Below are 26,266 nucleotides of genomic sequence, written 5' to 3' on the forward strand. Positions count from 1 at the left end.
TGAGCGCAGAGGAGAGAACAGTCGCTGTGGAAACATCCTTCGTGCACCTTCGCCTGCACAGTGAATACTCGCTTGTAGATGGTATGGTCAGGATCAAGCCATTGGTACAACAGGTGGCCCGACTGGGTATGCCTGCAATCGCATTGACGGATATCACCAATTTCTATGGATTGGTGAAGTTTTATCAGGCAGCACAGGCGGCTGGGGTCAAACCGATTTGTGGTGCAGATTTGCAGGTGAGCAATCCAGTGCCTGATGGCGTATCGACCAGTGTCACTTTATTGGTGATGAATCAGCAGGGTTACCGGAATCTTACAAAGCTTATTTCACGAGCCTTTCAGGAGGGACAGCACCAAGGCGTTCCTTGTGTCGAACGCCAATGGATCAGTGAGGCAAGTGAAGGGTTGATTGTTCTTTCTGGCCGTCTGGGTGATGTGGGTCAGGCCATGCTCTCAGGTAAATCGGATTATGCCAAAGAGCTGCTTCAGGGCTGGTTAGCCGATTTTCCGGGTCGGTTTTATTTGGAGCTCACTCGAACCGGTCGACCGGATGAAGAGAACTTTATCCATGAATTGCTGCCAGTTGCCTCAATGTATAACTGCCCTGTGGTGGCAACCAATGACGTTCGGTTTCTTGCCAGTGACCAGTTTGAGGCTCATGAGGCCCGGGTATGTATCGGTGAAGGGCGAGTGCTCGGTGACCCGCGTCGGGAGCGGCGTTACAGCGATCAACAATATCTGCGTTCTCCGGAAGAGATGACTGAGTTGTTCTCCGATTTGCCGGAGGCGCTGGAAAACAGCATTGAGATTGCCAAACGCTGTTCGCTGGACCTAAAGCTTGGTGAGCACTTTTTGCCGGATTACCCGATTCCAGAGGGCATGACGAAAGACAGCTATTTTGAGAAGGTTTCTTTTGATGGGCTGGATGAACGCCTGAAAAGACTGCTCGATCCATCTGCGCTGGATTATCAGGCACAGCGGCAGGTTTATCTTGACCGACTTCGCTTTGAGCTGGATATCATTATTCAGATGGGCTTTCCCGGCTATTTTCTCATTGTCATGGACTTTATCCGCTGGGCAAAAGAAAACGATATACCCGTCGGACCGGGCCGTGGTTCCGGTGCCGGATCTCTGGTTGCCTATGCACTGGGCATCACGGATCTCGATCCGCTCGAATACGATCTTCTGTTTGAGCGATTCCTCAATCCTGAACGGGTATCAATGCCTGACTTTGATATTGATTTCTGCATGGACAATCGCGATCGGGTGATTGCCTATGTGGCGGATCGCTATGGTAGGGATGCGGTTTCCCAGATCATCACGTTTGGTACGATGGCCGCAAAAGCGGTTGTTCGCGATGTGGCACGCGTGCAAGGGAAAGCCTACGGTCTGGCAGACAAATTATCGAAAATGATTCCGCCGGATATCGGTATGACGCTGGAAAAAGCGGTTGTCCAGGAGGAAGCCCTGCGAGATTTCCTTGAAGCCGATGAGGAGGCACAGGAAATCTGGGAGATGGCGTTACAACTGGAAGGTGTAACTCGCAATGTTGGCAAGCATGCGGGTGGTGTTGTGATTGCGCCAACCACCCTGACAGATTTTGCACCGCTTTACTGTGATGAAAACGGCGAAGGACTGGTTACACAGTTCGATAAAGACGATGTAGAGAAAGCGGGTCTGGTGAAATTTGACTTTCTCGGGCTGCGAACACTGACCATCATCGACTGGGCCGTCAAAATGGTCAATCAGCGTCTCGCCAAGGCGGGTGAACCCCCGGTAGCTATTGACGCGATTCCGCTGGATGATCCTGCAACTTACGGATTGATGCAGCGGGCGGAAACGACAGCGGTATTTCAGCTTGAATCCCGGGGAATGAAAGATCTCATCAAACGGGTGGAGCCGAACTGTTTTGAAGACATTGTAGCGTTGGTGGCATTGTTCAGGCCGGGGCCACTGCAATCCGGTATGGTGGATGATTTCATCAATCGCAAGCACGGTCGTGCGCAGGTGGCCTACCCAGATGCAAAATTTCAGCATGAGTCGCTGAAACCTGTGCTCGGTCCGACCTATGGTGTGATTGTCTACCAGGAACAGGTCATGCAGATCGCTCAGGTTCTGGCAGGCTACACCTTGGGCGGTGCCGATATGTTGCGCCGTGCCATGGGCAAGAAAAAGCCTGAAGAAATGGCCAAGCAGCGCAGTATTTTTGAAGCAGGCGCCCGTCAACAGGGTATAGATCCCGAGCTTGCCGTGAAAATTTTTGATCTGGTTGAAAAATTTGCCGGCTACGGTTTTAACAAATCCCATTCTGCAGCATATGCCCTGTTGGCTTATCAGACGGCATGGTTGAAAGCCCATTATCCCGCAGAGTTCATGGCTGCGGTCTTGTCAGCCGATATGCAAAATACCGACAAAGTGGTGACGTTAATTGATGAATGCCGGGCGATGAATCTCGTCGTGTTACCCCCGGATGTCAATCGCGGTCGGTTCGCTTTTACTGTCTCGGACGATAACGAAGTGATTTATGGGCTCGGCGCCATCAAGGGTCTAGGGGAGGGGCCCGTCAACAGCATTATTGCTGTGCGGCAGGAGGGCGGGCCATTCGGGGATCTGTTTGATTTTTGTGCCCGGGTCGACCGCCATAAACTTAATAAACGGGCCTTGGATGCGCTGGTTAGATGCGGGGCATTGGATGCTGTCGGGCCGGCGGGGGATGTCGGCTATCGTCGCGCAGTGATGCTGGCGGCCAGTGAGGAAGCTGTCAAGATGGCTGAGCAAAACTCACGCAACACAGATTCAGGTATGACGGATCTATTCGGTGCTACACCTCGAGAAAGTGCCCCGGAAATCAGTTACCAGAGTTTCAGGCAACAACGGGGGCTCAGTGCAAAAGAGCGCCTGCGGGGTGAGAAAGAAACGTTGGGTCTCTATCTTACCGGGCATCCGGTGGATGAATATCTGGAGGAGTTGAAGCACTTTGTCCCCAGCCGTATAGCCGATCTCAAACCGGACAAGAAAAGCCAGCTGGTGGCTGGTCTGGTGGTGGGTATGCGGGTCATTAAAACCCGGCGGGGGGACAATATGGCTGTGATTACACTGGACGACCGCAGTGGGCGTATAGAAGTGGCTGTCTTCGCTGATGCCTACAGGGCGCATCGCGATAAAATTGACAAGGATGCTCTATTGGTGGTCGAAGGTCAGGTTGCTGAGGATGATTATACCGGCGGACTGAAAATGCGGGCCGATCATGTCAAGAATCTTTTTGAGGCACGTGTCAATTACCTCAAGGCGATTACGCTTGACCTCAACAGGGATAAGCTTAGCGATACCTCCTTGGATCAACTGGTCGATATCATGTCGCCGTATGCTGATGGAGCCTGCCCGGTGAAAATCAACTATCAGTCAAGCGTTGCCTCGGGTGAGATTATGTTAGGGGAGCGCTGGGCTGTTTCGCCCGAAGATGATCTGTTGCATCAATTAAGAGAACTGCTGGGTAATGATCGCATTCATCTGCGGTTCTAGCCAGGTAGGCATTAGCTCACACTGCCATTACAATTCATCTATCTGCCCTAAAATGGCCGTCATACAATTCCACGGACAAAATACCCTATGAATCTCAATTATCTCGATTTTGAGCAACCAATAGCAGAACTTGAAGCAAAAATTGAAGAATTGCAGTTGGTTGGCAATGACAACGAGCTGAATATTACTGATGAGGTGGCCAAACTTCGTGACAAGAGTCGGCGGCTGACGGAAAAAATCTATTCTGATCTTACAGCATGGCAGATTGTTCAGGTGGCCCGCCATCCTCAGCGCCCTTATACCATGGACTACATCAGTCGGATTTTTACGGAGTTTGAAGAGCTGCATGGCGATCGACATTTTGGCGATGACAGAGCCATTGTTGGCGGGGTTGCCCGCCTCGATGGCAAGCCGGTGATGGTGATTGGCGAAGAAAAGGGCCGCGGGGTAACAGAAAAGGTCTATCGCAATTTCGGTATGCCAAAACCGGAAGGTTATCGCAAGGCGATGCGGCTTATGGAAATGGCCGCGCGTTTCAAGATGCCTGTGCTGACATTGATTGATACGCCTGGGGCTTACCCCGGCATAGACTCTGAAGAACGCGGTATCAGCGAAGCGATCGCTCAAAATCTTGCCGTGATGTCACGCCTCAGGACACCGATTATCTGCACGGTTATTGGTGAAGGCAGCTCCGGTGGGGCATTGGCGATTGGTGTCGGAGACTATTTGAACATGTTGCAGTATGCCACCTACTTTGTTATCTCTCCGGAGGGATGCGCCAATATTATCTGGAAGACGTCTGCCAAAGCGCCGGACGCTGCTGAGGCGATGGGAGTGACATCCTCCGTTTTACAGAAGCTGGGTATCGTTGATGAGACCATTCCGGAGCCAATGGGTGGCGCGCATCGGGATATTGATGCCATGGCAAATACTCTCAGGGAACGGTTGTCACAGCAAGTTGATCAGCTCCTCGAAATACCCATTGATACCCTTCTGGATAAGCGCTACGAGAGACTGATGGGTTACGGGAACGCCTGACCCGCTTTTAAAAATTGCTTGATAAGCGGAAAATTTTTCCTGGTGGGTCTGGTGTGATTCATCTGTCATTTGTGTTGTGCGGAAAGAACAATCAGCGTGCCAACCGTTTGTCCTTTCAGTTCAATGGGAAGGCGCAGTTGGTCGAGAAGCCAGGATGGTGCGTTGGCGGGGGCGCCCGGCATTTCCAGGTCCAGTCCAGGTAGTCTGCACTGGGGCGTGAGGACTAGATCCGCTCCGAGTATTTTTAGTGTGTTATGTGCCTGTTGGTTGGCCTTTACCAGCCGGCCCCTGCGGTCAAACGCCAGTAATCCCTCGGTTTTCCAGCCCAGGAACATGGTCTTTGTTGCCTCCACGACATTGTTGCGGGATTTTAAGTATTCCTTGGCCAGATTGGACTCGATGAGACGCGCAGCCATAATGGCAAAATCCAGGGCATTGCGCTGATAGCTGTCAGTAAGGCCCGATAAATCTACAGCCCCCAACACACGACCATCGTGCGGATCCCTGATGACATCTGCGGAGCAGGTCCAGTGTTTGATGCCGGAGCAGAAATGTTCTGCACCATAAAGCTGGACAGGCTCAGCTGTGGCCAGTGCAGTACCTATTGCATTGGTGCCAGCTGTTTTCTCATCCCAGACACCGCCCTGAATCAAGTTGATATGGGTTGCATGACTCAACACGTTGTCATCGGCATGAATATCGAGAATCAAGCCTTCTGAGTCAGCCAGAAGGATGAGGCTGTCCGAGCGAAACAGGACCTCCGAAGCACGTTTCATGATGGGTTGAGCCGCACGCATAAGATCTGTTTGCAGGAAGCGACGATATTCAAGCAGGCTGTCATCGGCAATCAGCGGTGCATGCTGTAATTCTGGATCAATATGTGATTGTTGGCAGCGGCGCCAGGAGTCTTCCACGACCGGCCTGATAAAATCACTGGGATAAGACTGGTCGACGACAAATTTTTCCCAGACAGACAACAGTTGGTTGTGCTGCTCCGGATCGCTCAGCATCTGTGTGCGATCCCGCATTTGTGCGGTAGTCAGGGCGGCCTGCTCCCGTGTATAAAAACGGTCACGCTGGACGAAACCGGCTATAACGCCCGGCTTCACCGAGTTAACCTTGCCATTTTGCTGTCGCGAAACAATCAGATCGGCAGGCAAGCCATCCAGAACATGCATGGGTGCCTCACCGCCGTTAGTGAACTTGGAGGCGTGAATCGTGGCGGTTTCCATATCGTAAAAAGCAGGTTTGAAACCCATTGTCCGATTTTCTTCACTGATGCCCCCCGTGCCGCGGAACGCATCATTTTCATCCCGCAGTGCATCGACGGTAAGCTCACCTTTGTAGAGTTTTCGCCCTTTTTTTTGGGGCTTACTCTCTTTTTTGAGTGAATCATTGGCAGACATTAATGAATACCTCTAGCCGCATTTGAAGCACAAAAAACCTGTGTTTTTATAAAAGTATAGCCCAGGACATTTGCATGTCATTGCCGATGGGCCCAGAGAAACCCAAATGTATCGGATTCGAGCATTTGTCTGATTGTCGGTAGTGTTGCCTTGCCTTGTCGGGCCGCAGCCATTAACGTAGGGTGCTGATATACGCAGATCAGCCTCATGACCTATACGCCCGACCTCCTTGCACCGTATTTGCCCAGATTGCGCGAGGCCAGTCATTGTTATGTGGGTTACAGCGGTGGCCTCGATTCTCATGTCTTGCTCGTTTCGCTGGTCAAGCTGTTGGGGGCAGATGCCGTCAGCGCCATCCATGTAAATCACCAACTATCGCCGAATGCGGGAAGCTGGCAAGCGCACTGTCAGCAGGTTTGTGATGCACTCGGTGTCACCTTGAATACTGAACAGGCTATTGTCATCGTCAACGGTCAGGGTGTCGAAGATGCAGCCAGAACAGCCCGCTACCAGGCGTTTGAAAAACTTCTCCCAGCGGACGGCCTGTTGCTGCTGGGCCACCATGCCGATGACCAGGTTGAAACAGTGCTCTACCGACTGCTGCGTGGCAGTGGTCCCAGAGGCTTGGCCGGAATGCCAGTCTCGCGTTACCTGGGTGGGGCGGAGTTGTTGAGACCACTGCTATCCTTTACCCGGTCGGATCTGGAAAAGTATGCCATGGCTGAAGAATTGCTCTGGATTGAGGATGAGAGCAATGAAGACGTGTCCTTTGACCGCAATTTTCTCCGCCATAAAGTGATTCCCATCCTGGCCGCACACTGGCCGGATTATGCAGTGAGGATCGCCCATAGTGCCCGGTTGTGTCGTGACAGTGATCTGCTGTCCGATCTGTTGGCAGCTCAGGATTTGATAGCCGCCTATGAGCACAGGGAGCGGCTGGGTTGGAGTATCAGTCTCGAAGCATTGTTATCGTTTGACGAGCTGCGTCAAGCAAACCTGTTGCGGCACTGGGCCGGCCGGCATCATCTTGCACAACCGGGACATAAAGTTATCGATGCTGTGTTGTACGAGCTGCTGCCCGCCAGAGTGGATGCGGAGCCACTGGTAAGCTGGGCGGGCATTCAGTTGCGCAGGTACCAACGTCGGCTTTATTTGTTGCCCGCCGACCCTGACACGCCTGATCATGTTCCCGTCTCGCTTCATTGGGATGGCAGAGGGGCGTTGGACTTGCCCGATAAAAGTACACTGAGTTTTCGTGTCGAACAGGGACGTGGCATCAAGCTGACTGGTGTTGATGCATTTGAAGTGCGTTTTCGCAATGGCGGTGAGCGTTGCAAACCGGTCGGGCGCAGTGCATCAAATACCTTGAAGAAACTGTTTCAGGAATATGGCCTGGAGCCATGGCTGCGCAGTCGGGTACCCTTGATCTACCGGGATGGTATTTTATTGGCGGTTGGGGATTTGTGGATTTGTGATGTGTTTCAGGTGCAACCCGATGAACAGGGTTACACGGTGCAGTGGGATTTCGGGTCGTAATATTCATTGAGCAACACAAGGGTTTCTGATAGTCTGATTTCCCATCTCGACACCGGTGGGCATCGCTCTGATTCATCTCCCGCTAGAATAAAAAATCGCCTTTTTTAAAACATACCTGCTCTATTCGGTATGAGTTCGGCATTCTTGATGCAGTATCCAAAATGTTCGGAAGGGTCTAAATGACACGTTATATTTTTGTTACCGGCGGCGTTGTATCCTCCTTGGGGAAGGGTATCGCTTCGGCATCACTGGGCTCGATTCTGGAGGCCCATGGCCTCAGTGTCACCATTCTGAAGCTTGACCCCTACCTCAATGTCGATCCCGGCACCATGAGTCCGTTTCAGCACGGTGAGGTGTTTGTCACTGAAGATGGTGCTGAGACAGATCTTGACCTCGGCCACTACGAACGCTTTCTCTCCTCCAAAATGAGCAAGCGTAACAACTTCACCAGCGGTAAGGTCTACGAAACAATTCTGCGTCGTGAACGCCGTGGGGACTATCTGGGCGGTACTGTTCAGGTTATCCCTCATGTGACAGATGAAATCAAACGCCGGGTGCTGGCCGGTGGCGAGGGTGTCGATGTTGCCATCGTCGAAATTGGCGGTACAGTCGGTGATATTGAGTCGCAGCCTTTTCTTGAGGCTGTTCGTCAATTGAAGCTCGAGTTGGGCTCCACCCGGTCCATTCTTATTCATTTGACATTGGTACCCTATATTGCAACGGCGGGGGAAACAAAAACCAAACCCACCCAACATTCCGTCAAAGAGTTGCGCTCTATAGGTTTGTCGCCAGATATCCTGCTGTGTCGATGTGAAGTCGAGCTCGATGAAGGGCAACGCAAGAAAATCTCTCTGTTCACCAACGTGGAAGAAAGAGCTGTGGTGCCGTTGCTGGATGCGCGGACAATTTATGCCATTCCCAGAGATCTGCAGCGCCGTGGCCTCGACCAGATCGTCATGGAAAAGCTCCATCTGCAATACAGTGAGGCCGACATTAGTGCCTGGGATTGGGTGGTTGACAATCAGCTCAACCCAAAACATCAGGTGACCATTGCCATGGTCGGCAAATATATGGAGCTTCTGGATGCCTATAAGTCCCTGAACGAAGCGCTGATTCATGCGGGTATCCGCAACCAGACCAAGGTCAATGTTCGCTATATCGATTCCGAGGATCTCGATAATGACCTTGAACTGCTGACCGGTGTCAACGGCATACTGGTGCCGGGGGGGTTTGGTGTCCGCGGTGTGGAGGGCAAGATCAAGGCCGTCAAATATGCCAGAGAGCAGAAAATCCCGTACCTCGGTATCTGCCTGGGTATGCAGGTGGCCATGATCGAGTTTGCCCGCAATGTCTGTGGGCTGGTCAGATCAAACAGTACGGAATTTGATCGCGATACACCCTACCCGGTTATTGGTTTGATTACCGAGTGGGTCGATATTGACGGCAACGTGGAAGTGCGCAATGAGGATTCAGATCTCGGTGGCACCATGCGGCTCGGTGCCCAGAACAGTTATCTCGTGCCAGGTAGCATGGCGCAGGAAATCTATGGAGCAGATGTGATATTTGAGCGTCACCGACATCGCTATGAGGTGAACAACAAATATGTTTCGACACTTCAGAATGCCGGCATGCAGGTGGGCGGCTGGTCTGAAAACAGAACTCTGGTGGAAACAATAGAAATTCCGGGACATCCATGGTTTTTTGCCTGCCAGTTCCATCCGGAATTTACTTCCACACCTCGCAATGGTCATCCACTGTTCAGTAGTTTTGTGAAAGCGGCACTGACCCATGCCGGAGAAAACTGACCTGTGAGTGTACCCAGCGTTTCCCTTGATGTGGCGGGAATCCCGGTTGCCAACAACCGGCCCTTTGTTCTGTTTGGGGGGATGAATGTACTGGAATCCCGCGACCTCGCCATGCGTGTTGCAGAGGCCTATGTAACTGTTACCCGGAAACTGGCTATTCCCTATGTTTTCAAGGCCTCATTTGACAAGGCGAACCGGTCGTCCATCCATTCCTATCGTGGTCCAGGCCTCGATGAGGGGTTAAAGATATTTCAGGAAATTAAAGAAACTTTTGGTGTGCCCCTGATCACCGATGTTCACGAGATTTCTCAGGCGGCTCCTGTGGCGGAGGTTTGTGAGATTCTTCAGTTGCCCGCTTTTCTGGCGCGCCAGACGGATTTGGTAAAAGCCATGGCAGCAACACACGCCGTGATCAATATCAAGAAACCCCAATTTCTCAGCCCCGGACAAATGGGTAATATCGTCGAGAAATTCAAGGAGTGCGGTAATCAGAAGCTCATGTTGTGTGAGCGGGGCTCTGCTTTTGGCTACGATAACCTGGTGGTGGATATGTTGGGTTTTCGTACCATGAAAGAAGTGGGCAATGGTCTGCCAGTGATTTTTGATGTCACGCATGCCTTGCAGTGTCGCGACCCCATGGGTCTTGCGTCCGGTGGCCGCCGCCATCAGGTTGTCGAGTTGGCCAGGGCGGGTATTGCCGTTGGGCTGGCTGGCTTATTTCTCGAAGCACATCCCGATCCGGATCGCGCCCGTTGCGATGGCCCCAGTGCATTGCCGCTGGATGCGCTCGAACCCTTTTTGCATCAAATAAAAGCCCTTGATGATCTGATCAAATCACAACCCGAACTGACTATCGTCTAGCACAGACCTGTGTGTTCAGCCCCAAGGTCGAACGTGTTGATGGCGTCGTCAAATTTTGAGGAAACAGACATGACTAAAATTACCGATGTTCGTGCCTATGAAGTGCTGGATTCAAGGGGCAACCCGACTGTGCAGGCAGATGTCATCCTGGAAGACGGCAGTGTTGGTAGTGCTTGTGCGCCATCCGGTGCCTCTACCGGTTCGAGGGAGGCGTTAGAGCTTCGCGATGGTGACAAGTCACGCTACCTTGGCAAAGGCGTGCTCAAAGCGGTAGAGAATGTTAATGGGCCGATTCGTACTTTGTTGCTGGGCAGAGACGCCTGTCAGCAACGAGAGCTGGATCAATTGATGATTGATGCAGACGGCACTGAAAACAAGTCAATATTTGGTGCAAATGCCATTCTGGCCGTATCACTTGCCGCCGCAAAAGCAGCTGCAGTCTCGCGTGGCATGCCGCTCTACGCGCATATTGCTGAGCTGAACGGTTCGGCCGGCCGCTACAGTATGCCGGTGCCGATGATGAACATCCTCAATGGTGGAGAGCATGCCGACAACAATGTCGATATTCAGGAGTTTATGATACAGCCTGTGTCGGCAAAAACGTTCGCCGAAGCGTTGCGTGTTGGCGCTGAGATCTTCCACGCACTGAAAAAAGTTCTCGGTAACAAAGGGTTGAGCACAGCGGTTGGCGATGAGGGTGGTTTTGCTCCGAATCTGTCCTCGAACGCGGAAGCGTTGGCCGTTATCAAGGAGGCAGTGCAGGCAGCAGGCTACAAACTGGGTGTCGATGTGACACTGGCACTGGATTGTGCTGCGTCGGAATTCTATCGGGATGGCCAGTACAACCTGTCCGGTGAGGGAAAGGTTTATAGTTCCGAGGGGTTCAGTGATTTCCTGGCGGAACTCTGTGACCAGTATCCGATTATATCCATTGAGGACGGCCAGGATGAATCTGACTGGGATGGCTGGAAATATCAGACTGAAAAGCTGGGCGATCGTGTACAGCTGGTCGGGGACGATTTGTTCGTCACCAATACCAAAATTCTGAAGAGGGGTATTGATCTGGGCGTGGCAAATTCCATTTTGATTAAATTCAATCAAATCGGCTCTCTCACTGAAACACTGGATGCCATAAAAATGGCTAAAAATGCCGGGTATTCCGCCGTGATTTCTCATCGGTCGGGTGAAACGGAGGATACGACCATCGCCGATCTGGCCGTGGCTACCGCAGCGGGTCAGATCAAAACCGGTTCCCTGTGCCGCTCCGATCGGGTGGCCAAATATAATCGTTTGTTGCGTATTGAGGCTGAATTGGGCAGCCGGGTGACTTATAACGGACGCGCAGAATTCAAGGTTTGAATCAGTCAAGTATCAATAAAAAAGGGTAGCGACAGCTACCCTTTTTTATTGATAGTTAATTCGTATTTATTTGGAATTTTTTATCAAATACGGATGCTTTTTGTTGTCAATGTAAAACTGATGTCGTAAAAAGAGTAACCTAATCAACGCTGTTTTCTTATTGATAGAGATCACCGCTCGGATAATTCCTCTATTGAACCGGGACGTCAAATATCTGTAGCGACTTTAAAATGGATTCAAGCAGCAAGGAGGTGACTGGATGCAGGGTTTCATGAAAAATGCCAGCCGCAGAATGTTTTCAATACGGTTTACGGTGGTCGGCATGTTTTTTATTGCCACATTGCTGACGGCTGTTGTGGCGATTGGTCTGCAATTCGTGTTCAGTCGACATCTCGCTACAGAATCGGTTCTCTCTCTCTATCAGCAGAGTGCCATCGCTACCGGCCAGTATCTGGATGCCGATGCTTTGATGGATGTCCCTTTGGTGAAGTGTGCCGATCATGCGATGTATCTGGCAAAAGCCGGGGGCCGTGACCGGGCAGTACTCTATTCTCACAACCGGGATCAGTCGCCTGTAAATGACAGTGAGATGCCGAGTCCTGTGATGGTTTCAAAAGAGAGTCTGGATTCCTGATTTTGCTCCGTACTTCTACCCGGCGGGTTCATGTGCAATGACGTATCACATGATTTTTGCTGAAATCTGTTTGTCGGCGATACCCCGCAGCACCTCTGCTTGACCGGCCACCACTGGAAAGGCGCGAGCTTTCCGCTGACGCCGTTTATTTTGTTCTGTAGAATCCCGTCATGCGCTGGCTCCTGATAGTTCTTACCGGTCTTCTCGCCATTCTCCAATATCAATTGTGGCTGGGTGAGGGTGGGTTCTCCAAAAAACTGATGCTGCAACGTGGGGTAGAACAACAGCGACAGGAGAATCAGAGCCTGCAGCTGAGAAACAGTATTCTGGAAAATGAGGTCGGCAATCTGAAGGATGGTTTTGACAGTATTGAAGAGCGGGCCAGAAAAGATCTCGGCATGATTAAGGAAGGTGAGACATTTTACATGGTCGTTGAAAAGGATGATCAATGAGCGACCTCCTTTTTTCTTGCCTACGGTTTTGTTGCGAGTTTCTGCGACCTCTGCTGGAGTACCCAAATGCCCGTTAGCTGGATTGTGGTGCCAGCGGCCGGGCAGGGTAGACGATTTGGCGAGATACTGCCAAAACAGTATCAGGTGATGGCGGGTAGAACGGTGATCGAACATACCCTGGAACGCCTGCTGCAGATTGATCAATCGGTTGTCGTCGTGGCGATCCATCCAGCCGATAGTCAGTGGTCACGATTGCCCGTCTTTTCGCATCCGCGAATCCGTACCGTACATGGTGGAAAAGAGCGCTCGGATTCCGTAAGGCTGGCATTGGAGTGCCTCCAGCGGGAGGCGCATGTGGATGACTGGGTGCTGGTGCACGATGTGGCAAGGCCCTGTGTCCGCGTCCCGGATATCAACAAGCTAATCTGCGCGGTAAAATCGCACAAGGTTGGTGGAATCCTGGCGGTACCAGTCAGTGACACAGTAAAACAGGTAAATGATCGGGCGGGCATAACCGCAACCATCAGTCGTGCTAATTTGCGGTTGGCTCAGACGCCTCAAATTTTTCGTTATGGTTTACTCAGCTGGAGTCTAAACTCGGCACTTCGTCAGCAGTGGCAGCCGACTGATGAGGCGGCTGCAGTTGAAAAGCTTGGCCATTGCCCTCTCGTCGTTGAGGGTAGCGCTGATAACATCAAGATTACCCGACGTGAAGATCTGGCGATCGCCGAGGCGATTATAAGATTTCAGAACGAGTTCTTGAGACAGCAATCTGGCGGTATGGAGTGGCCGTGATATGAGAATAGGTCAGGGCTACGATGTTCACGCGTTTGGTACTGGTGATCATATCGTTGTAGGCGGTGTGAGAATTCCCTTTGACCGCGGATTGATCGCGCATTCAGATGGCGATGTGCTGATTCATGCGCTGTGTGATGCTTTGCTGGGCGCTTCATCTCTTGGAGATATCGGGCGTCACTTCCCCGATTCGGATCCCCGTTATCGCAATGCTGACAGTCGAGGGTTGCTGCGGCAGGTCGTATCACTGGTGGCAGCAAAAGGCTACCGCATGATCAATGCAGATATCACCCTTATTGCACAGGCCCCGAAAATGTCCCTGCACCTTGATGCGATGCTTGTCAATCTTGCTCAGGATCTTGAGTGTGATCGTGACCGGTTGAATATCAAGGCTACCACCACTGAAAAACTCGGTTTCGAGGGGCGTGGCGAAGGGATTGGCTGCCAGGCGGTGGTCTTGCTTGGCACCCTCGCTACGACCACCGGCCAGAATTGACGGAGTCACAGAAGCAGGCACGTTTCACGGTTGTTATACTTGTCTTTCAGTTGCCGGGGGTGGGCTGTAAACTTGCCGCCACCCAATCTCTGCACTGAGACAATATGAACAACCGTAATTTTTCCCTCGACTTCCCCTATGCTGTTGCCTCACCTTCTGCCAGCGCATTGTTTCGGAGCGTGCCCGAAGATTTCCAGGTGACTGAGCAACTGGGTTTTGAGTTATCGGGAGAAGGTGAGCATCTTTGTCTTTATGTGGAAAAGCGGGGCCAGAACACGCACTGGGTTGCAGCGCTGCTGGCGAAGCACTTTGGTGTTGATGGCATGGCTGTCGGCTACTGTGGCATGAAAGACCGGCATGCAGTGACCCGGCAGTGGTTCAGTGTGCATCTGCCGGGCAGGTTGCAGGAACGGTTTGAGCAGTCTCAGCCGCTGGAGGGGTGTCAGGTGCTTGCACAGCAGCGTCACCATAAGAAGTTGCGGCGGGGGCAGCATACAGGCAATCAGTTTGTTATCCGGTTGCGACGGATCGAAGGGGACATTTCCGCGCTGGAATATCGTTTGCAGCAGATTGCATCTGGTGTGCCGAATTACTTTGGAGAGCAGCGTTTTGGCCGGGCCGGGGGTAATCTTGTCGAAGCCAGTCGATTGTTGTCGATGTGGGGTGATACCCCTGTAAATGGAGGGCAGCGGGGTGGGCGCAGTCGGCAGCGGTCTCCCATCGACGGGATCTATCTGTCAGCGGCACGTGCCTACCTGTTTAACCTGGTGCTGGCTGAAAGAGTGAGATTGGAGTGCTGGCAGTCGTCATTGCCGGGAGAGATTTTCCCTGAAGGACCACTTTGGGGACGGGGGAGGAGTACCGCTCCGCCAGCAGTTCAATTGATTGAAGATCAGGTTCTTCTCCCCTGGCGTGACTGGACCAATTCACTGGAGTACAGCGGTTTTCAGCAGGAGAGAAGACCCTTGCTGTTGACCCCCGGGAGCCTGCAATACCAGTGGTCAAATCACACTGATTATATTGACCTGGAGCTGTCATTTGATTTGTCTTCCGGTTGTTTTGCCACCTCGGTATTGCGAGAGCTGGTATTGCTTAGACCAAATTGCGGCGATGGCGCTGTTTAAGCGCTGTGGTATAGTTCAATTTTATTTTTATCCAGGGGTGATAGGGTGAATTCGATTGAGTTAGGTGGCATTGGAATGACCTCTCAGCGTACCCGTGAACGCCTTATACAACGACTCAAGGAACAAGGCATCTCCAATCAGAGAGTACTGGATGTGATGCGTGTGACACCCCGTCATCTGTTTCTTGACGAAGCCCTGTCGCATAGAGCCTATGAGGACACAGCATTGCCGATAGGTTACGGGCAAACCCTTTCCCAGCCCTACATCGTTGCGTTGATGACAGAATTGCTTTTATCTCTTGGACCGCGACGCAAGGTGCTTGAAATTGGTACCGGTTCCGGCTACCAGACAGCGATTCTTGCACAGTTGGTTGATCAGGTTTACGGTGTGGAGCGCATCAAGCCGCTGATTGACAAGGCTCGAGAACGACTGCGCCTGCTTGGGCTAAGAAATGTACGTTTGTCTCACAGTGACGGTGGCTTCGGCTGGGCGGAAAATGCACCTTACGATGGTATTCTCAGTGCGGCAGCCCCGAATCAGGTCCCCGAGGAACTGCTACATCAATTAGCCCCTGACGGTATTCTTGTGATTCCCGTTGGTTCCGGAGAAGTTCAGGAGTTAAGAGTTATTACCCGGGAGGGGGATAGCGCAAATTTTGAAGAGCGGGTAGTCGAGCAGGTGCGGTTTGTCCCCCTGCTAAGTGGTATTAGCCGTTAATCTTTCCGGGCATTTTGATGGTTTTATTTAAACGCTGGCTGCTGCTCTTCTTTAAAGGTATGGCGATGGGCGCTGCAGATGTTGTACCCGGGGTCTCCGGCGGAACGATTGCTTTCATCAGCGGTATTTATGAGGATCTGCTGGATGCAATCCGCTCGATCAATATTCATGCATTGATATTACTGAAAAATGATGGCCCGGCCGCTTTTTGGCGGGCCATTAACGGTAATTTTCTGTTGGTACTGTTCAGTGGTATTTTACTCAGTATTGCTTCCTTTGCTTCTTTGGTGAGCCATCTTCTCGAGAGCCAACCTATACTGGTTTGGTCTTTTTTCTTTGGTTTGATCGTTGCTTCCATTGTTTATATATTCCGTCAGTTGCCCCATCTGAGGTGGCAGGAATGGACATTTTTTTGGGTGGGAACCCTGGTCGCCCTTGGTATCTCAGTGGCTTCACCGGTTCAGGGGTCCACAGGTTGGCTGGTGGTATTTCTGGCGGGAACGATTGCCATCTGCGCGATGATTTTGCCGGGTGTCTCCGGTAGCTTCATTCTGCTGTTGCTGGGCATGTATCCCATCATGATTGACGCGATCAGCGATTTTCAATGGCAGATTTTATCAATTTTCATGTTGGGGTGTGTCGCGGGTCTGATGGCTTTTTCGCGATTGCTATCCTGGCTTTTGCGTCATTACCATTCCGGCACCATGGCCCTGTTGACCGGTTTTCTTCTCGGCTCCTTGTTCGTTGTCTGGCCCTGGCGTGAGACACTCGAAGTAATTATTGACAGCCGTGGGCGTGAAACAATTCTGTCTTCCCGGCTGCTGCTGCCTGCAGAATTTGCTCGTGTAACAGGTTTGGATCCAAAAACACTGATGGCAACTCTCTGTATGTTCTCAGGGTTGTTTCTGGTCCTGGCGCTGGAATATTTTGGTGGCCAGCAACGTAAGAAACTCTGAATCAAAGAGGTGTCATAGAGGGGGGAGTGCTGTTTGACTTATTCGTCTTGCAAAAGCAACAAACTGCGTTTCTTTCTTTTCTGTGCCGGATTCTCATTAATTTCGGCTTGTCAGGCGCCGCCGCCGGCTCCGGTGGACCAGCGGCCGCCGCCGCCCAGCCAGAAAATCAATTTTCATGTTGTATCACAGGACGAAACGCTTTTTGCCATAGCCTGGCGCTATGAAAAGGACCTTGAAAAACTTGCCCGCGCCAATCGTCTGTCGCCACCCTATACCATTCATCGAGGACAGAGGCTCACACTGGATACCAATCGCCTTCCGCCGGTTGTCAGCGCTGCCCCTGCAAAGAAACAATCAGACGTTGCGATTACCACTACCCCGCCAGTGGTGGAAAAAAGTTCTTCTTCTCCGATCAAAGTGACCAAGCCAGCGCCAAGACTGCCAGAGGCATTGCCTTCAGTATGGCGCTGGCAATGGCCTGCAGAGGGACGTGTTATCCGATATTTTAATAGTACGGATCTCTTCAAGGGGGTTGATATAGAGGGTTACTCCGGCCAGCCGGTAGTGGCCGCCGCGCCTGGCATGGTCGTTTACTCGGGCAGTGGTCTGCGTGGTTATGGTGAGCTTATTATCGTCAAGCATAGCGAGGAGTTTTTAAGTGCTTATGCCCACTCCCGACGAATTTTTGTCAAGGAGGGGCAGATGGTGAAAGGGGGCGAGAAAATTGCCGAAGTGGGTGGGGATCCCGCGAATAATAAACGGCTTTATTTTGAAATACGTCAAAAAGGTAAACCGGTAAACCCGCTGAAATTTCTTCCCGGCAAGTGACTTATCGACAATAACAGATGTGCTTACTGTTTCGGTGCAACAGGAAAATAGCCTAATGAGATATAACGGGTTAATCTAGGCTCGGAAACACATTCCCTGCGAAATGTTTCAAACGGTAAACCCGGATTGCCGTAATTATTGAACATGAATAATTTTTTGCTGTATGAGGACACCAGATAGTGTCAGACGATGATGATTTTCTCGATCCTGAAGATGTCGATCAAGACGCGATTGAGGCTGAGGCAATTCCAGCTCTCAGTCAGAATAAGGAAGTGTTGGATGCGGCAAGCCTTTATCTGAAAGAGATTGGCTATGCGCCTCTTCTCTCTGCGGACGAGGAGGTTTTTTATTCCCGAGAACTTAAGAAAGGTGATGCTGCTGCCCGTAAGAAAATGATTGAAAGTAACCTGCGTTTGGTGGTGAAAATTGCTCGTCGTTACATCAATCGGGGTCTGTCGTTGCTGGACCTTATCGAAGAGGGCAATCTCGGATTAATGCGAGCTGTTGAAAAGTTTGATCCGGAACTGGGATTCCGTTTTTCAACCTATGCCACATGGTGGATTCGCCAGGCCATAGAACGCGGATTGATGAATCAGAGCCGTACCATTCGTTTGCCTATTCATGTGGTCAAGGAACTCAATGTTTATCTGAAGGCCTCGCGCAAACTTGCGCAGGATCTTGATCATGACCCCACTGCTGAGGAAATCGCCCGCTCGTTGGATAAAAGTGTTGATGTGGTTTCACGCATACTTCGGCTCAATGAAAAGATCACCTCTGCCGATTTGCCGATGGGCGGTGACGATAGCAGCAGGATGCTGATTGATACATTGACAGATGAGCATCCCAATGATCCTGAGGAGCTGGTTGAAGATGATGATATCCATCATGCGCTGGCGCTGTGGCTATCTCAGCTTACAGACAAGCAGCAGGAAGTGATTGCCCGCCGCTTCGGGCTTTACGGTTATGATTCTGCAACACTCGAGGCAGTGGGTATCGAGGTGGGGTTAACCCGCGAAAGGGTTCGCCAAATCCAGGTCGAAGCTTTGCGCAGGTTGCGGGAAATTCTCAAAAAGCAAGGTATCGACAGCGCTATGTTGTTCGAAGAAAAGTGATTGCCTGTCGTGCTCATTTCAGGGGTTTCAGGCTTGTGAGTCAGGTCTTTTTCCTGTGATCAGGCTGTGGTTGTTTTTTCCAGAAAGCCAAGATGTTTTTGAACCAGTTGCAGCGTTGGTTTAAACAGTTTGGGCGATGCGCAGACAATATTTCCGCTCTCCATAAATCCATCACCGCCTCTGAAGTCGCTGACCAGCCCGCCAGCTTCTTTCACCAGTAGCACGCCGGCAGCAATATCCCAGGGCTTGAGGTTCATTTCCCAGAAGGCATCGAAACGCCCTGCAGCTAGATAGGCCAGATCAAGGGAGGCTACACCGATGCGCCGGATACCTGAAGACTCCTTGGCCAGATCGGACAGGCAGGCTAGATAGGGCTCCATAAAGGCGATTGACGGCTGATTAAAGGGTATGCCTGTCGCGACCAGTGCGCCAGCAAGCCCAACCCGGCCCGACACTCGCAGGCGCTTGCCGTTGAGGAATGCGCCGTGCCCACGGCTGGCGGTAAATTCCTCAAGGCGCATCGGATCCAAAATTACACCATGTTCGAGGCGACCTTTGTGTCGACAGCCGATAGAGACTGCAAAATGCGGGATGCCATGGATAAAATTGGTCGTGCCGTCCAGCGGATCGATAATCCACTGGTAGTCGTTGTTATCGCCTTCAAGCAGTCCTGACTCTTCTCCAATAATGGTGTGATCAGGGAATGCCTTGCGGAGGTGATAGATGATTTCCTTTTCTGCGGCGTGGTCAATTTCGGTCACAAAATCGTTGCGGCCCTTCTCGTCGATTCTGATCAGATCGACTCGCTCCGTGGCACGAGCGATCATTTCACCGGCTTTTCGTGCAGCGCGGAGGGCGATATTGACCATGGGTTCCATCGTAAAAATTCCAGTCTGGTTGAAGCGCGGCATTGTACCAGAGAGGGATAGGGGCGGGGAGGGCAAAAGCGGTGAATTCATTTCTCCATACTGCTAGAATTCCAAGGTTCCGGCAAACAGCTGTCGGGTAATGCATTACAGAACAGATCAGACATCAATTGTTACGACGTTGCCTGCCGGAATCCCCCCTATGAGTTTTTTTGATAGCGTGCGTATTGTGCTGGTTAATAGCACTCATCCCGGAAATATCGGCGGCGCTGCCCGCGCTATTAAAAATATGGGATTGTCTAGGCTGTATCTTGTCGCGCCCAAGGAATTCCCTGCTGACCGGGCTGTATGGCGGGCGGCCAATGCCGTCGATGTGCTGGATAACGCAGTTGTAGTCGACAATCTTGATGATGCGCTTGTCGGTTGTGGTCTGGTGGTAGGTACCAGTGCCCGTGATCGTCGTATTCCATGGCCGTTATTGAATCCCCGTGAGTGCGGCGAACGTGTCTGGCTGGAGGCGGGACATCATGACGTGGCAATTGTCTTTGGCAGAGAGGACCGTGGACTCACCAATGATGAGCTACAGAAGTGTAACTATCATGTACACATCCCCTCCAATCCTGAGTACAGTTCGTTGAATTTGGCCGCTGCCGTTCAGGTGTTGTGCTATGAGGTGCGCATGGCTTCACTGGCGCCAGCGCAGACTGAATTGCCCTCATCGCCCGACTGGGATATGCCTCCTGCCAGGGCAGAAGATCTCGAGTTGTACTTTCAGCATCTGGAGCAGGCACTGGTCGACCTTGGCTTCCATGATCGCGAAAACCCCCGGCAAACCATGACCCGACTGCGTCGCCTGTATGGCCGAATTCGGCTGGATGAAATGGAATTATCGATTCTGCGTGGGGTGCTGACATCCATTCAGAATGCGGTACATAGAATGAAAAAAGCCATTCAGGGAAAGAGCGATTCATAATGTTTTGATCTAAGATTAAATAACCTACTAAAAAGGTATGTTATTTAGTTGACTAAAATACTCGGTTTTTACATAATAAGCCCAGTTGGATTTTTAATGCGTCATTGTGGGAAAAGCATTATGCGATTGACAACTCGTGGTCGATACGCGGTCACAGCCATGCTGGACTTGGCGTTGAACAATGAAAACGGGCCGATCAGTCTCGCAGATATCTCCCAGAGACAGGAGATTTCGCTTTCTTACCTGGAACAATTGTTTGCCAAATTACGCCAAAAAAATCTGGTGAACAGTGTTCGCGGCCCGGGTGGTGGCTATTGTCTGGCCCGACCCAGTGATGATATCAGTGTCGCTGAAATTATTGATGCCGTGAATGAGTCGATTGATGCGACCAGTTGTAGTGGCAAGGGTAACTGCCACAATGGCGATATCTGCTTGACTCACCATCTCTGGGACGATTTGAGCCGTCAAATTCATCGTTTTCTCAGCGGCATTTCTCTGGATAGTCTGGTGCATCAACAGGACGTACAAATCGTCATGTTGCGTCAGAGCGATCAGGTCGATGCCAATTCAGGCTGCGCAAAAGCCTAGGAGTATTTGCATGAAACTGCCTATCTATCTCGATTATTCTGCCACCACGCCGGTTGATCCGCGGGTGGCACTGAAGATGTCAGAGTGCCTGACCAATGACGGTGTCTTTGGCAACCCTGCGTCTCGCTCACACTCCTTTGGTTGGCAGGCGGAGGCAGCGGTTGAAGAGGCCAGGAGTCAAGTGGCCGGGCTCATTAATGCTGATCCGCGCGAGATCATCTGGACATCCGGTGCCACTGAGGCCGATAACCTGGCAATCAAAGGTTGTGCCCACTTCAATCAGAAGAAGGGCAAACACATTATTACGTCAAAAATTGAGCACAAGGCTGTACTGGATACCTGCCGAGAGCTCGAGCGTGAGGGGTTCGAGGTGACATACCTGGATCCCGATACTGACGGTATTATTCAGCCACAGGTCGTTGCCGATGCAATTCGTGAAGACACAACGCTGGTCTCCCTGATGCATGTCAACAATGAGATTGGCACAATTAACGATATTGCTGCTATCGGTGAAATTTGCCGCGACCGGAAAGTGTTTTTTCATGTGGATGCCGCCCAGAGTACTGGCAAGCTGGCAATTGACCTGCAGGCAATGAAGGTGGATCTGATGGCGCTTTCCGCCCATAAGACCTACGGTCCAAAAGGGATAGGTGCCCTGTATGTCCGGCGCAAACCGCGGGTGCGTATTGAGGCCCAAACCCATGGCGGTGGTCATGAGCGGGGTATGCGCTCCGGTACATTGCCCACTCACCAGATTGTCGGTATGGGCGAGGCTTTCCGAATAGCCGCGGAAGAAATGGCCGAGGAAAACAAACGGGTGTTGTCGCTGCGCAACCGTCTTTGGGATGGGATTTGTGATTTGGATGAAGTGCATCTGAATGGTTCCATGCAGCAGCGTATCGCTGGCAATCTGAATGTCAGCTTTGCTTTTGTGGAAGGCGAGTCGTTGATTATGGCGCTGAAGGATCTGGCTGTTTCTTCCGGGTCTGCCTGCACTTCAGCAAGTCTTGAGCCGTCATATGTGTTACGGGCACTGGGGCTTGATGATGAATTGGCTCACAGTTCCATTCGTTTTTCCATTGGTCGATTCACGACGGTCGAAGAAATTGACTATGCCATTGTCAAAGTTCGTGAGGCAGTTACCAAATTGCGTGAGTTATCCCCACTCTGGGATATGTTTAAAGATGGTGTCGACCTCAGTCAGGTTGAATGGGCCGCACATTAACGTTGAGGAGTTGAATCATGGCATACAGTGAAAAAGTTCTGGATCATTACGAAAATCCCCGCAACGTTGGCAAGCTGGACGATAAGTCAACCAATGTGGGAACCGGCATGGTTGGCGCACCTGCCTGCGGCGATGTCATGCGTTTGCAAATCCAGGTGAATGATCTCGGTATCATCGAAGATGCCAAATTCAAGACCTATGGCTGTGGTTCGGCAATCGCTTCCAGCTCGCTGCTGACCGAGTGGGTAAAGGGCAAGACTCTTGAGCAGGCTGCTGAAATCAAGAACACCCAGATTGCTGAGGAGTTGGCGTTACCTCCGGTAAAAATTCACTGCTCCGTACTGGCCGAAGATGCGATCAAGGCCGCTGTCACTGATGTGCGCCGCAAACGCGGCGAGGGTGCCGGGCAAGCAGAAAATAGTTCTGGAGAATAATGATGGCAATTACTATGACCCCCGCCGCAGAACAGCACATACTCCGGCATCTGTCTCATCGCGGGCACGGTATGGGTATTCGGCTGGGCGTCAAAACCACAGGGTGTTCGGGACTTTCTTATGTTCTGGAGTTTGTGGATGCGCAGGGTGAAGACGATCAAGTGTTTGGTTGCGGCGAGGCGAAACTGTTTATCGATCCGAAAAGCCTCGCCTACCTGGACGGTACCGAGCTGGATTTTGTTAAAGAGGGACTAAACGAAGGCTTCCAGTTCAGGAATCCCAATGTCAAGGAAGAGTGTGGTTGCGGCGAAAGCTTCCATATCTGAGTCGCTTCATTCAGGACGATGGGTTGGTTGCCGCGCTGCGTCTGTTCACTCCATCAGTTCACTGATGTTATAAACCGGATTTTTCGTGGATATCACCAGCAATTATTTTAAGGTTTTTGGGCTGCCTGTTGAATACGACATTGATCTCGAACAATTGAGTGAGCGATATCGTGATTTGCAGCGACAATTCCACCCAGACCGACACGTGGCCAAAACCGCTCGTGAAAGACGACTTTCAGAACAATACACCACGTTCATTAACCAGGCTTACGTTGCATTGAAATCACCCTTGCTGAGAGCCCAGTATTTATTGGGAATTATGGGGGTTGAACAGGATGATGAGGTCCTCAGGGTGCTGGAACCCGATTTTCTGATGGAGCAGATGTCCCTCAGGGAGACCCTTGCCGAAGTGCGTGACGCAGAAGACCCGGCAGCCAGCCTGCAGGAAGTGTCAGATCAAGTGACCGGGCACTGTGCATCATTACAGCGTCAATTCAGCGAGCAGTTCAGACATGCCGATGTGCACAACGCCACTGATACAGTGGCCAAGATGCAATTTTTCTATAAGCTCTTGAAGGAAGTCGAGCAGCTTGAACAAGAACTAGACGATTATTGAGTGGTAAATCATTGTGGTCCTGTTACAGATTTCTGAACCTGGTCAGTCACCAGAGCCCCATCAGCGAAGGCGTGCAGTTGGCATTGATCTTGGTACCACCAACTCTCTGGTAGCTACCGTGCGAAGTGGTACTCCCGAGATACTGACGGATAGTGCGGGCAACCAACTCTTACCCTCCGTGGTGCGGTATCAGGAAAATGCTGTTGTCACAGTCGGTTTCGGGGCTTACGACGCGCTAGTTGAAGACCCACTTAATACACTGGTTTCCGTGAAACGATTTATAGGTCGCGGTGCTGAGGATATTAAGCGCTTGGGTACCCAATTGCCTTATCAGCTGGTTTCTGGCAGTGCCGGGATGCCAAATTTTAGAACCTGTGCCGGTGATATCAGTCCTGTCTCGGCGTCGGCAGAAATCCTCAAGGTCCTGGTCGAGCGTTCTGAGTCAGCCCTTGATGGCCCTTTGGACGGTGCCGTGATAACAGTCCCTGCCTATTTCGATGAGGCGCAACGGCATGCCACCAAGGATGCTGCCACCCTGGCCGGATTGAAGGTATTGCGCTTGCTCAATGAGCCTACGGCGGCGGCGGTTGCCTATGGTCTTGATCAGCAGGGAGAAGGGTTGATTGCCGTCTATGATCTGGGTGGTGGGACATTTGATATCTCTGTCCTGAGATTATCCCGCGGTGTATTCGAGGTCTTATCCACTGGCGGTGATTCCGCCCTTGGCGGTGATGATTTTGATCGCGTGCTGGCCAGCTGGATAGGCAAGCAGATGGGCCTCGGTGATAATCTTGATCCCTTTCAGCAGCGCCAGTTATTAATGGCGGCTCGCAAGGCCAAGGAAGAACTGTCAGCCTGTGAACATACAACTGTCAATGTGGCAGGTTGGCAGGGTGCTGTGAGTCGCGCATTATTGAATGAACTGATTGATCCCCTGATCGCTAAAACGCTCCAATCCTGTAAGCGAGCACTGCGTGATGCCGGCGTTCAAACAACGGACATTGACAATGTGGTCATGGTGGGTGGTTCGACCAGGACCCTTCGGGTCAGGGAAAAGGTATGCGAAATATTTGGGCGAGAGCCTTTACTAAATGTCGATCCCGATCAGGTGGTTGCCATTGGCGCTGCCCTCCAGGCGGACATATTGGTTGGCAACAAGCCCGGTGATGAAACCCTGTTGCTTGATGTGATACCGCTGTCATTGGGTATTGAGACCATGGGCGGGCTGATGGAGAAAATGATCTATCGCAATACCACAATTCCGGTTGCAAAAGCTCAGGATTTTACTACGTTCAAGGACGGGCAAACGGCTATGGCAATTCATGTGTTACAGGGAGAGAGGGAGCTGGTATCTGACTGTCGCTCTCTAGCGCGTTTTGAGCTTCGCGATATTCCGCCAATGGTGGCAGGTGCGGCAAAAATCCGTGTCAAGTTTCAGGTGGATGCTGATGGCTTGCTCAGTGTTTCAGCCAGGGAGCAGGTTAGTGGCGTCGAGTCTCATGTGGAAGTGAAACCCTCCTATGGACTAAATGATGATGAGGTGACACGGATGTTGCGTGAGTCATTTACTCATGCCCGGGACGACATGCAGTTGCGTGCGCTGCGTGAGCAGCAGGTTGAGGCGGATCGTCTATTTGAGGATATCAGCGCTGCTTTGGCACAGGATGGCAAAGCCCTACTGGATGATAAGGAGTCCCATTGCCTTGAGGTGGCGTTGGAGGACCTGGGTCGAGTCCGCAACAGTGACCGACACCGGGAGATAGCCCGGCATATTGAAATCGTTTCGAAAACCAGTGAGGAATTTGCCGCCAGACGGATGAATGCCAGCATCAAAAAGGCTCTGGCTGGGCACAGTATCGATGAAATCGATTAAGGATGACTAATATATGACCAGACTGGTTTTCCTTCCCCATCAGACGATTTGCCCCGAAGGCGCCGTTGTTGAGGCGAATCCGGGAGAAAGTATTTGCGAGGCGGCACTTCGTAGTGGTCTGGAGATTGAACATGCCTGCGAAATGTCCTGTGCATGTACGACCTGTCATGTCTATATCCGGGAAGGATTCGATACGCTTGAAGAAGCCGATGAGCTGGAAGAAGATTATCTGGACAAAGCCTGGGGTGTAGATCCTGATTCGCGCCTCAGTTGTCAGGCACTTGTGGCTGACCAGGATTTAGTTGTGGAAATCCCCCGATATACGATAAATATGGTGTCAGAGCAACATTAGCATTGGAGAATGACGGTGTCGTTAAAGTGGACAGATGTAATCGATCTTGCGATTGAATTATCAGAAGCCCGGCCTGATGTGGATCCTCAGTCTGTGAATTTTGTCGATCTGCGAAATTGGGTGTTGGCGCTCGATGATTTCGATGACGATCCGGCACATTGCGGTGAAAAAATCCTAGAAGCTATCCAGATGGCGTGGATTGAAGAACTCGATTAGAATGAATCACTGCTCCATGCTACCAAGGGGTGTTAATGAGCTCAAAAGAAGAGCTTTATAAAGTACTGGTTGAATCAGCTCCCTACGGCACCCTTTTCTTTGCTTATGGCGTCTGTATCGATGAGAACAAACACGCACTGGACCTGCTTGGCTGCAG

General features: G+C 51.5%; 26 protein-coding genes. 24 read left to right on the top strand and 2 right to left on the bottom strand.

The window, feature by feature from the left end; translation table 11 throughout:
- Positions 1–26 precede the first annotated feature (26 nt).
- Complete coding sequence (dnaE, locus tag ACTF5G_RS06225; protein ID WP_438951960.1) at positions 27–3,521, top strand: DNA polymerase III subunit alpha; 3,495 nt, start codon at positions 27–29, stop codon at positions 3,519–3,521.
- A gap of 87 nt (positions 3,522–3,608) precedes the next feature.
- Positions 3,609–4,559 (top strand): acetyl-CoA carboxylase carboxyltransferase subunit alpha, encoded by a 951-nt coding sequence (locus ACTF5G_RS06230; protein ID WP_438951961.1) that lies wholly within the window; start codon positions 3,609–3,611, stop codon positions 4,557–4,559.
- 65 nt (positions 4,560–4,624) lie between these two features.
- On the opposite strand, the gene ACTF5G_RS06235 is transcribed toward ACTF5G_RS06230, so the two are convergent.
- Positions 4,625–5,965, bottom strand: a complete 1,341-nt coding sequence (locus ACTF5G_RS06235; RefSeq protein WP_438951962.1) for a sigma-54-dependent Fis family transcriptional regulator — start codon at positions 5,963–5,965, stop codon at positions 4,625–4,627.
- A gap of 207 nt (positions 5,966–6,172) precedes the next feature.
- On the opposite strand from ACTF5G_RS06235, the gene tilS reads away from it, so the two are divergent.
- From tilS to rpoS, 13 genes are all read left to right on the top strand, one after another.
- A complete protein-coding gene (gene tilS / locus ACTF5G_RS06240; RefSeq protein WP_438951963.1) occupies positions 6,173–7,501 on the top strand; it encodes a tRNA lysidine(34) synthetase TilS in 1,329 nt (442 codons plus the stop codon).
- Between the two features lie 179 nt (positions 7,502–7,680).
- Positions 7,681–9,306, top strand: a complete 1,626-nt coding sequence (locus ACTF5G_RS06245) for a CTP synthase (protein ID WP_438951964.1) — start codon at positions 7,681–7,683, stop codon at positions 9,304–9,306.
- A 3-nt stretch (positions 9,307–9,309) separates the two neighbouring features.
- Positions 9,310–10,167 carry a 3-deoxy-8-phosphooctulonate synthase gene (kdsA, locus tag ACTF5G_RS06250; RefSeq protein WP_438951965.1) on the top strand — a complete coding sequence of 286 codons (858 nt, stop codon included), beginning with the start codon at positions 9,310–9,312 and terminating at the stop codon, positions 10,165–10,167.
- A 69-nt stretch (positions 10,168–10,236) separates the two neighbouring features.
- Positions 10,237–11,526 (top strand): phosphopyruvate hydratase, encoded by a 1,290-nt coding sequence (gene eno, locus ACTF5G_RS06255; RefSeq protein WP_438951966.1) that lies wholly within the window; start codon positions 10,237–10,239, stop codon positions 11,524–11,526.
- Positions 11,527–11,785: 259 nt separating this feature from the next.
- A complete protein-coding gene (locus tag ACTF5G_RS06260) occupies positions 11,786–12,160 on the top strand; it encodes a hypothetical protein (protein ID WP_438951967.1) in 375 nt (124 codons plus the stop codon).
- Positions 12,161–12,330: 170 nt separating this feature from the next.
- Positions 12,331–12,612, top strand: a complete 282-nt coding sequence (ftsB, locus tag ACTF5G_RS06265; RefSeq protein WP_438951968.1) for a cell division protein FtsB — start codon at positions 12,331–12,333, stop codon at positions 12,610–12,612.
- A gap of 66 nt (positions 12,613–12,678) precedes the next feature.
- The gene (ispD, locus tag ACTF5G_RS06270; RefSeq protein ID WP_438951969.1) at positions 12,679–13,407 is read left to right on the top strand and encodes a 2-C-methyl-D-erythritol 4-phosphate cytidylyltransferase; all 729 of its coding nucleotides are present in this window, start codon (positions 12,679–12,681) and stop codon (positions 13,405–13,407) included.
- Position 13,408: 1 nt separating this feature from the next.
- Positions 13,409–13,903, top strand: a complete 495-nt coding sequence (ispF, locus tag ACTF5G_RS06275) for a 2-C-methyl-D-erythritol 2,4-cyclodiphosphate synthase (RefSeq protein ID WP_438951970.1) — start codon at positions 13,409–13,411, stop codon at positions 13,901–13,903.
- Between the two features lie 104 nt (positions 13,904–14,007).
- On the top strand, positions 14,008–15,027 hold the full coding sequence (gene truD / locus ACTF5G_RS06280) for a tRNA pseudouridine(13) synthase TruD (RefSeq protein ID WP_438951971.1): 1,020 nt from the start codon (positions 14,008–14,010) through the stop codon (positions 15,025–15,027).
- A 75-nt stretch (positions 15,028–15,102) separates the two neighbouring features.
- Entirely contained in the window at positions 15,103–15,744 is a 642-nt protein-coding gene (locus ACTF5G_RS06285; protein ID WP_438951972.1) for a protein-L-isoaspartate(D-aspartate) O-methyltransferase, read from the top strand.
- A 17-nt stretch (positions 15,745–15,761) separates the two neighbouring features.
- Complete coding sequence (locus ACTF5G_RS06290) at positions 15,762–16,700, top strand: DUF368 domain-containing protein (protein WP_438951973.1); 939 nt, start codon at positions 15,762–15,764, stop codon at positions 16,698–16,700.
- A 33-nt stretch (positions 16,701–16,733) separates the two neighbouring features.
- The gene (locus ACTF5G_RS06295; RefSeq protein ID WP_438951974.1) at positions 16,734–17,528 is read left to right on the top strand and encodes a peptidoglycan DD-metalloendopeptidase family protein; all 795 of its coding nucleotides are present in this window, start codon (positions 16,734–16,736) and stop codon (positions 17,526–17,528) included.
- Between the two features lie 179 nt (positions 17,529–17,707).
- On the top strand, positions 17,708–18,640 hold the full coding sequence (gene rpoS / locus ACTF5G_RS06300) for an RNA polymerase sigma factor RpoS (protein WP_438951975.1): 933 nt from the start codon (positions 17,708–17,710) through the stop codon (positions 18,638–18,640).
- A 59-nt stretch (positions 18,641–18,699) separates the two neighbouring features.
- Here the strand turns inward: rpoS and ACTF5G_RS06305 are convergent, their stop codons facing one another.
- Complete coding sequence (locus ACTF5G_RS06305) at positions 18,700–19,518, bottom strand: inositol monophosphatase family protein (protein WP_438951976.1); 819 nt, start codon at positions 19,516–19,518, stop codon at positions 18,700–18,702.
- A 190-nt stretch (positions 19,519–19,708) separates the two neighbouring features.
- Between ACTF5G_RS06305 and trmJ the strand changes: the two genes are divergently transcribed.
- From trmJ to iscX, 9 genes are all read left to right on the top strand, one after another.
- Entirely contained in the window at positions 19,709–20,479 is a 771-nt protein-coding gene (gene trmJ / locus ACTF5G_RS06310; protein ID WP_438951977.1) for a tRNA (cytosine(32)/uridine(32)-2'-O)-methyltransferase TrmJ, read from the top strand.
- A 120-nt stretch (positions 20,480–20,599) separates the two neighbouring features.
- Complete coding sequence (gene iscR, locus ACTF5G_RS06315) at positions 20,600–21,067, top strand: Fe-S cluster assembly transcriptional regulator IscR (protein WP_438951978.1); 468 nt, start codon at positions 20,600–20,602, stop codon at positions 21,065–21,067.
- 10 nt (positions 21,068–21,077) lie between these two features.
- A complete protein-coding gene (locus tag ACTF5G_RS06320) occupies positions 21,078–22,292 on the top strand; it encodes an IscS subfamily cysteine desulfurase (RefSeq protein WP_438951979.1) in 1,215 nt (404 codons plus the stop codon).
- Between the two features lie 17 nt (positions 22,293–22,309).
- The gene (iscU, locus tag ACTF5G_RS06325) at positions 22,310–22,726 is read left to right on the top strand and encodes a Fe-S cluster assembly scaffold IscU (protein WP_438951980.1); all 417 of its coding nucleotides are present in this window, start codon (positions 22,310–22,312) and stop codon (positions 22,724–22,726) included.
- Positions 22,726–23,052 carry an iron-sulfur cluster assembly protein IscA gene (gene iscA, locus ACTF5G_RS06330; RefSeq protein ID WP_438951981.1) on the top strand — a complete coding sequence of 109 codons (327 nt, stop codon included), beginning with the start codon at positions 22,726–22,728 and terminating at the stop codon, positions 23,050–23,052. Before iscU ends, iscA begins: the two co-directional genes overlap by 1 nt.
- Before the next feature lie 85 nt (positions 23,053–23,137).
- Complete coding sequence (hscB, locus tag ACTF5G_RS06335) at positions 23,138–23,668, top strand: Fe-S protein assembly co-chaperone HscB (RefSeq protein ID WP_438951982.1); 531 nt, start codon at positions 23,138–23,140, stop codon at positions 23,666–23,668.
- Positions 23,669–23,681: 13 nt separating this feature from the next.
- A complete protein-coding gene (gene hscA / locus ACTF5G_RS06340; protein ID WP_438951983.1) occupies positions 23,682–25,541 on the top strand; it encodes a Fe-S protein assembly chaperone HscA in 1,860 nt (619 codons plus the stop codon).
- 13 nt (positions 25,542–25,554) lie between these two features.
- Positions 25,555–25,893 carry an ISC system 2Fe-2S type ferredoxin gene (gene fdx / locus ACTF5G_RS06345; RefSeq protein WP_438951984.1) on the top strand — a complete coding sequence of 113 codons (339 nt, stop codon included), beginning with the start codon at positions 25,555–25,557 and terminating at the stop codon, positions 25,891–25,893.
- A 9-nt stretch (positions 25,894–25,902) separates the two neighbouring features.
- Positions 25,903–26,109 carry a Fe-S cluster assembly protein IscX gene (gene iscX / locus ACTF5G_RS06350; RefSeq protein ID WP_438951985.1) on the top strand — a complete coding sequence of 69 codons (207 nt, stop codon included), beginning with the start codon at positions 25,903–25,905 and terminating at the stop codon, positions 26,107–26,109.
- Positions 26,110–26,266: the final 157 nt, after the last annotated feature.

Source organism: Porticoccus sp., from assembly GCF_965660005.1.
Lineage (GTDB): Bacteria > Pseudomonadota > Gammaproteobacteria > Pseudomonadales > Porticoccaceae > Porticoccus.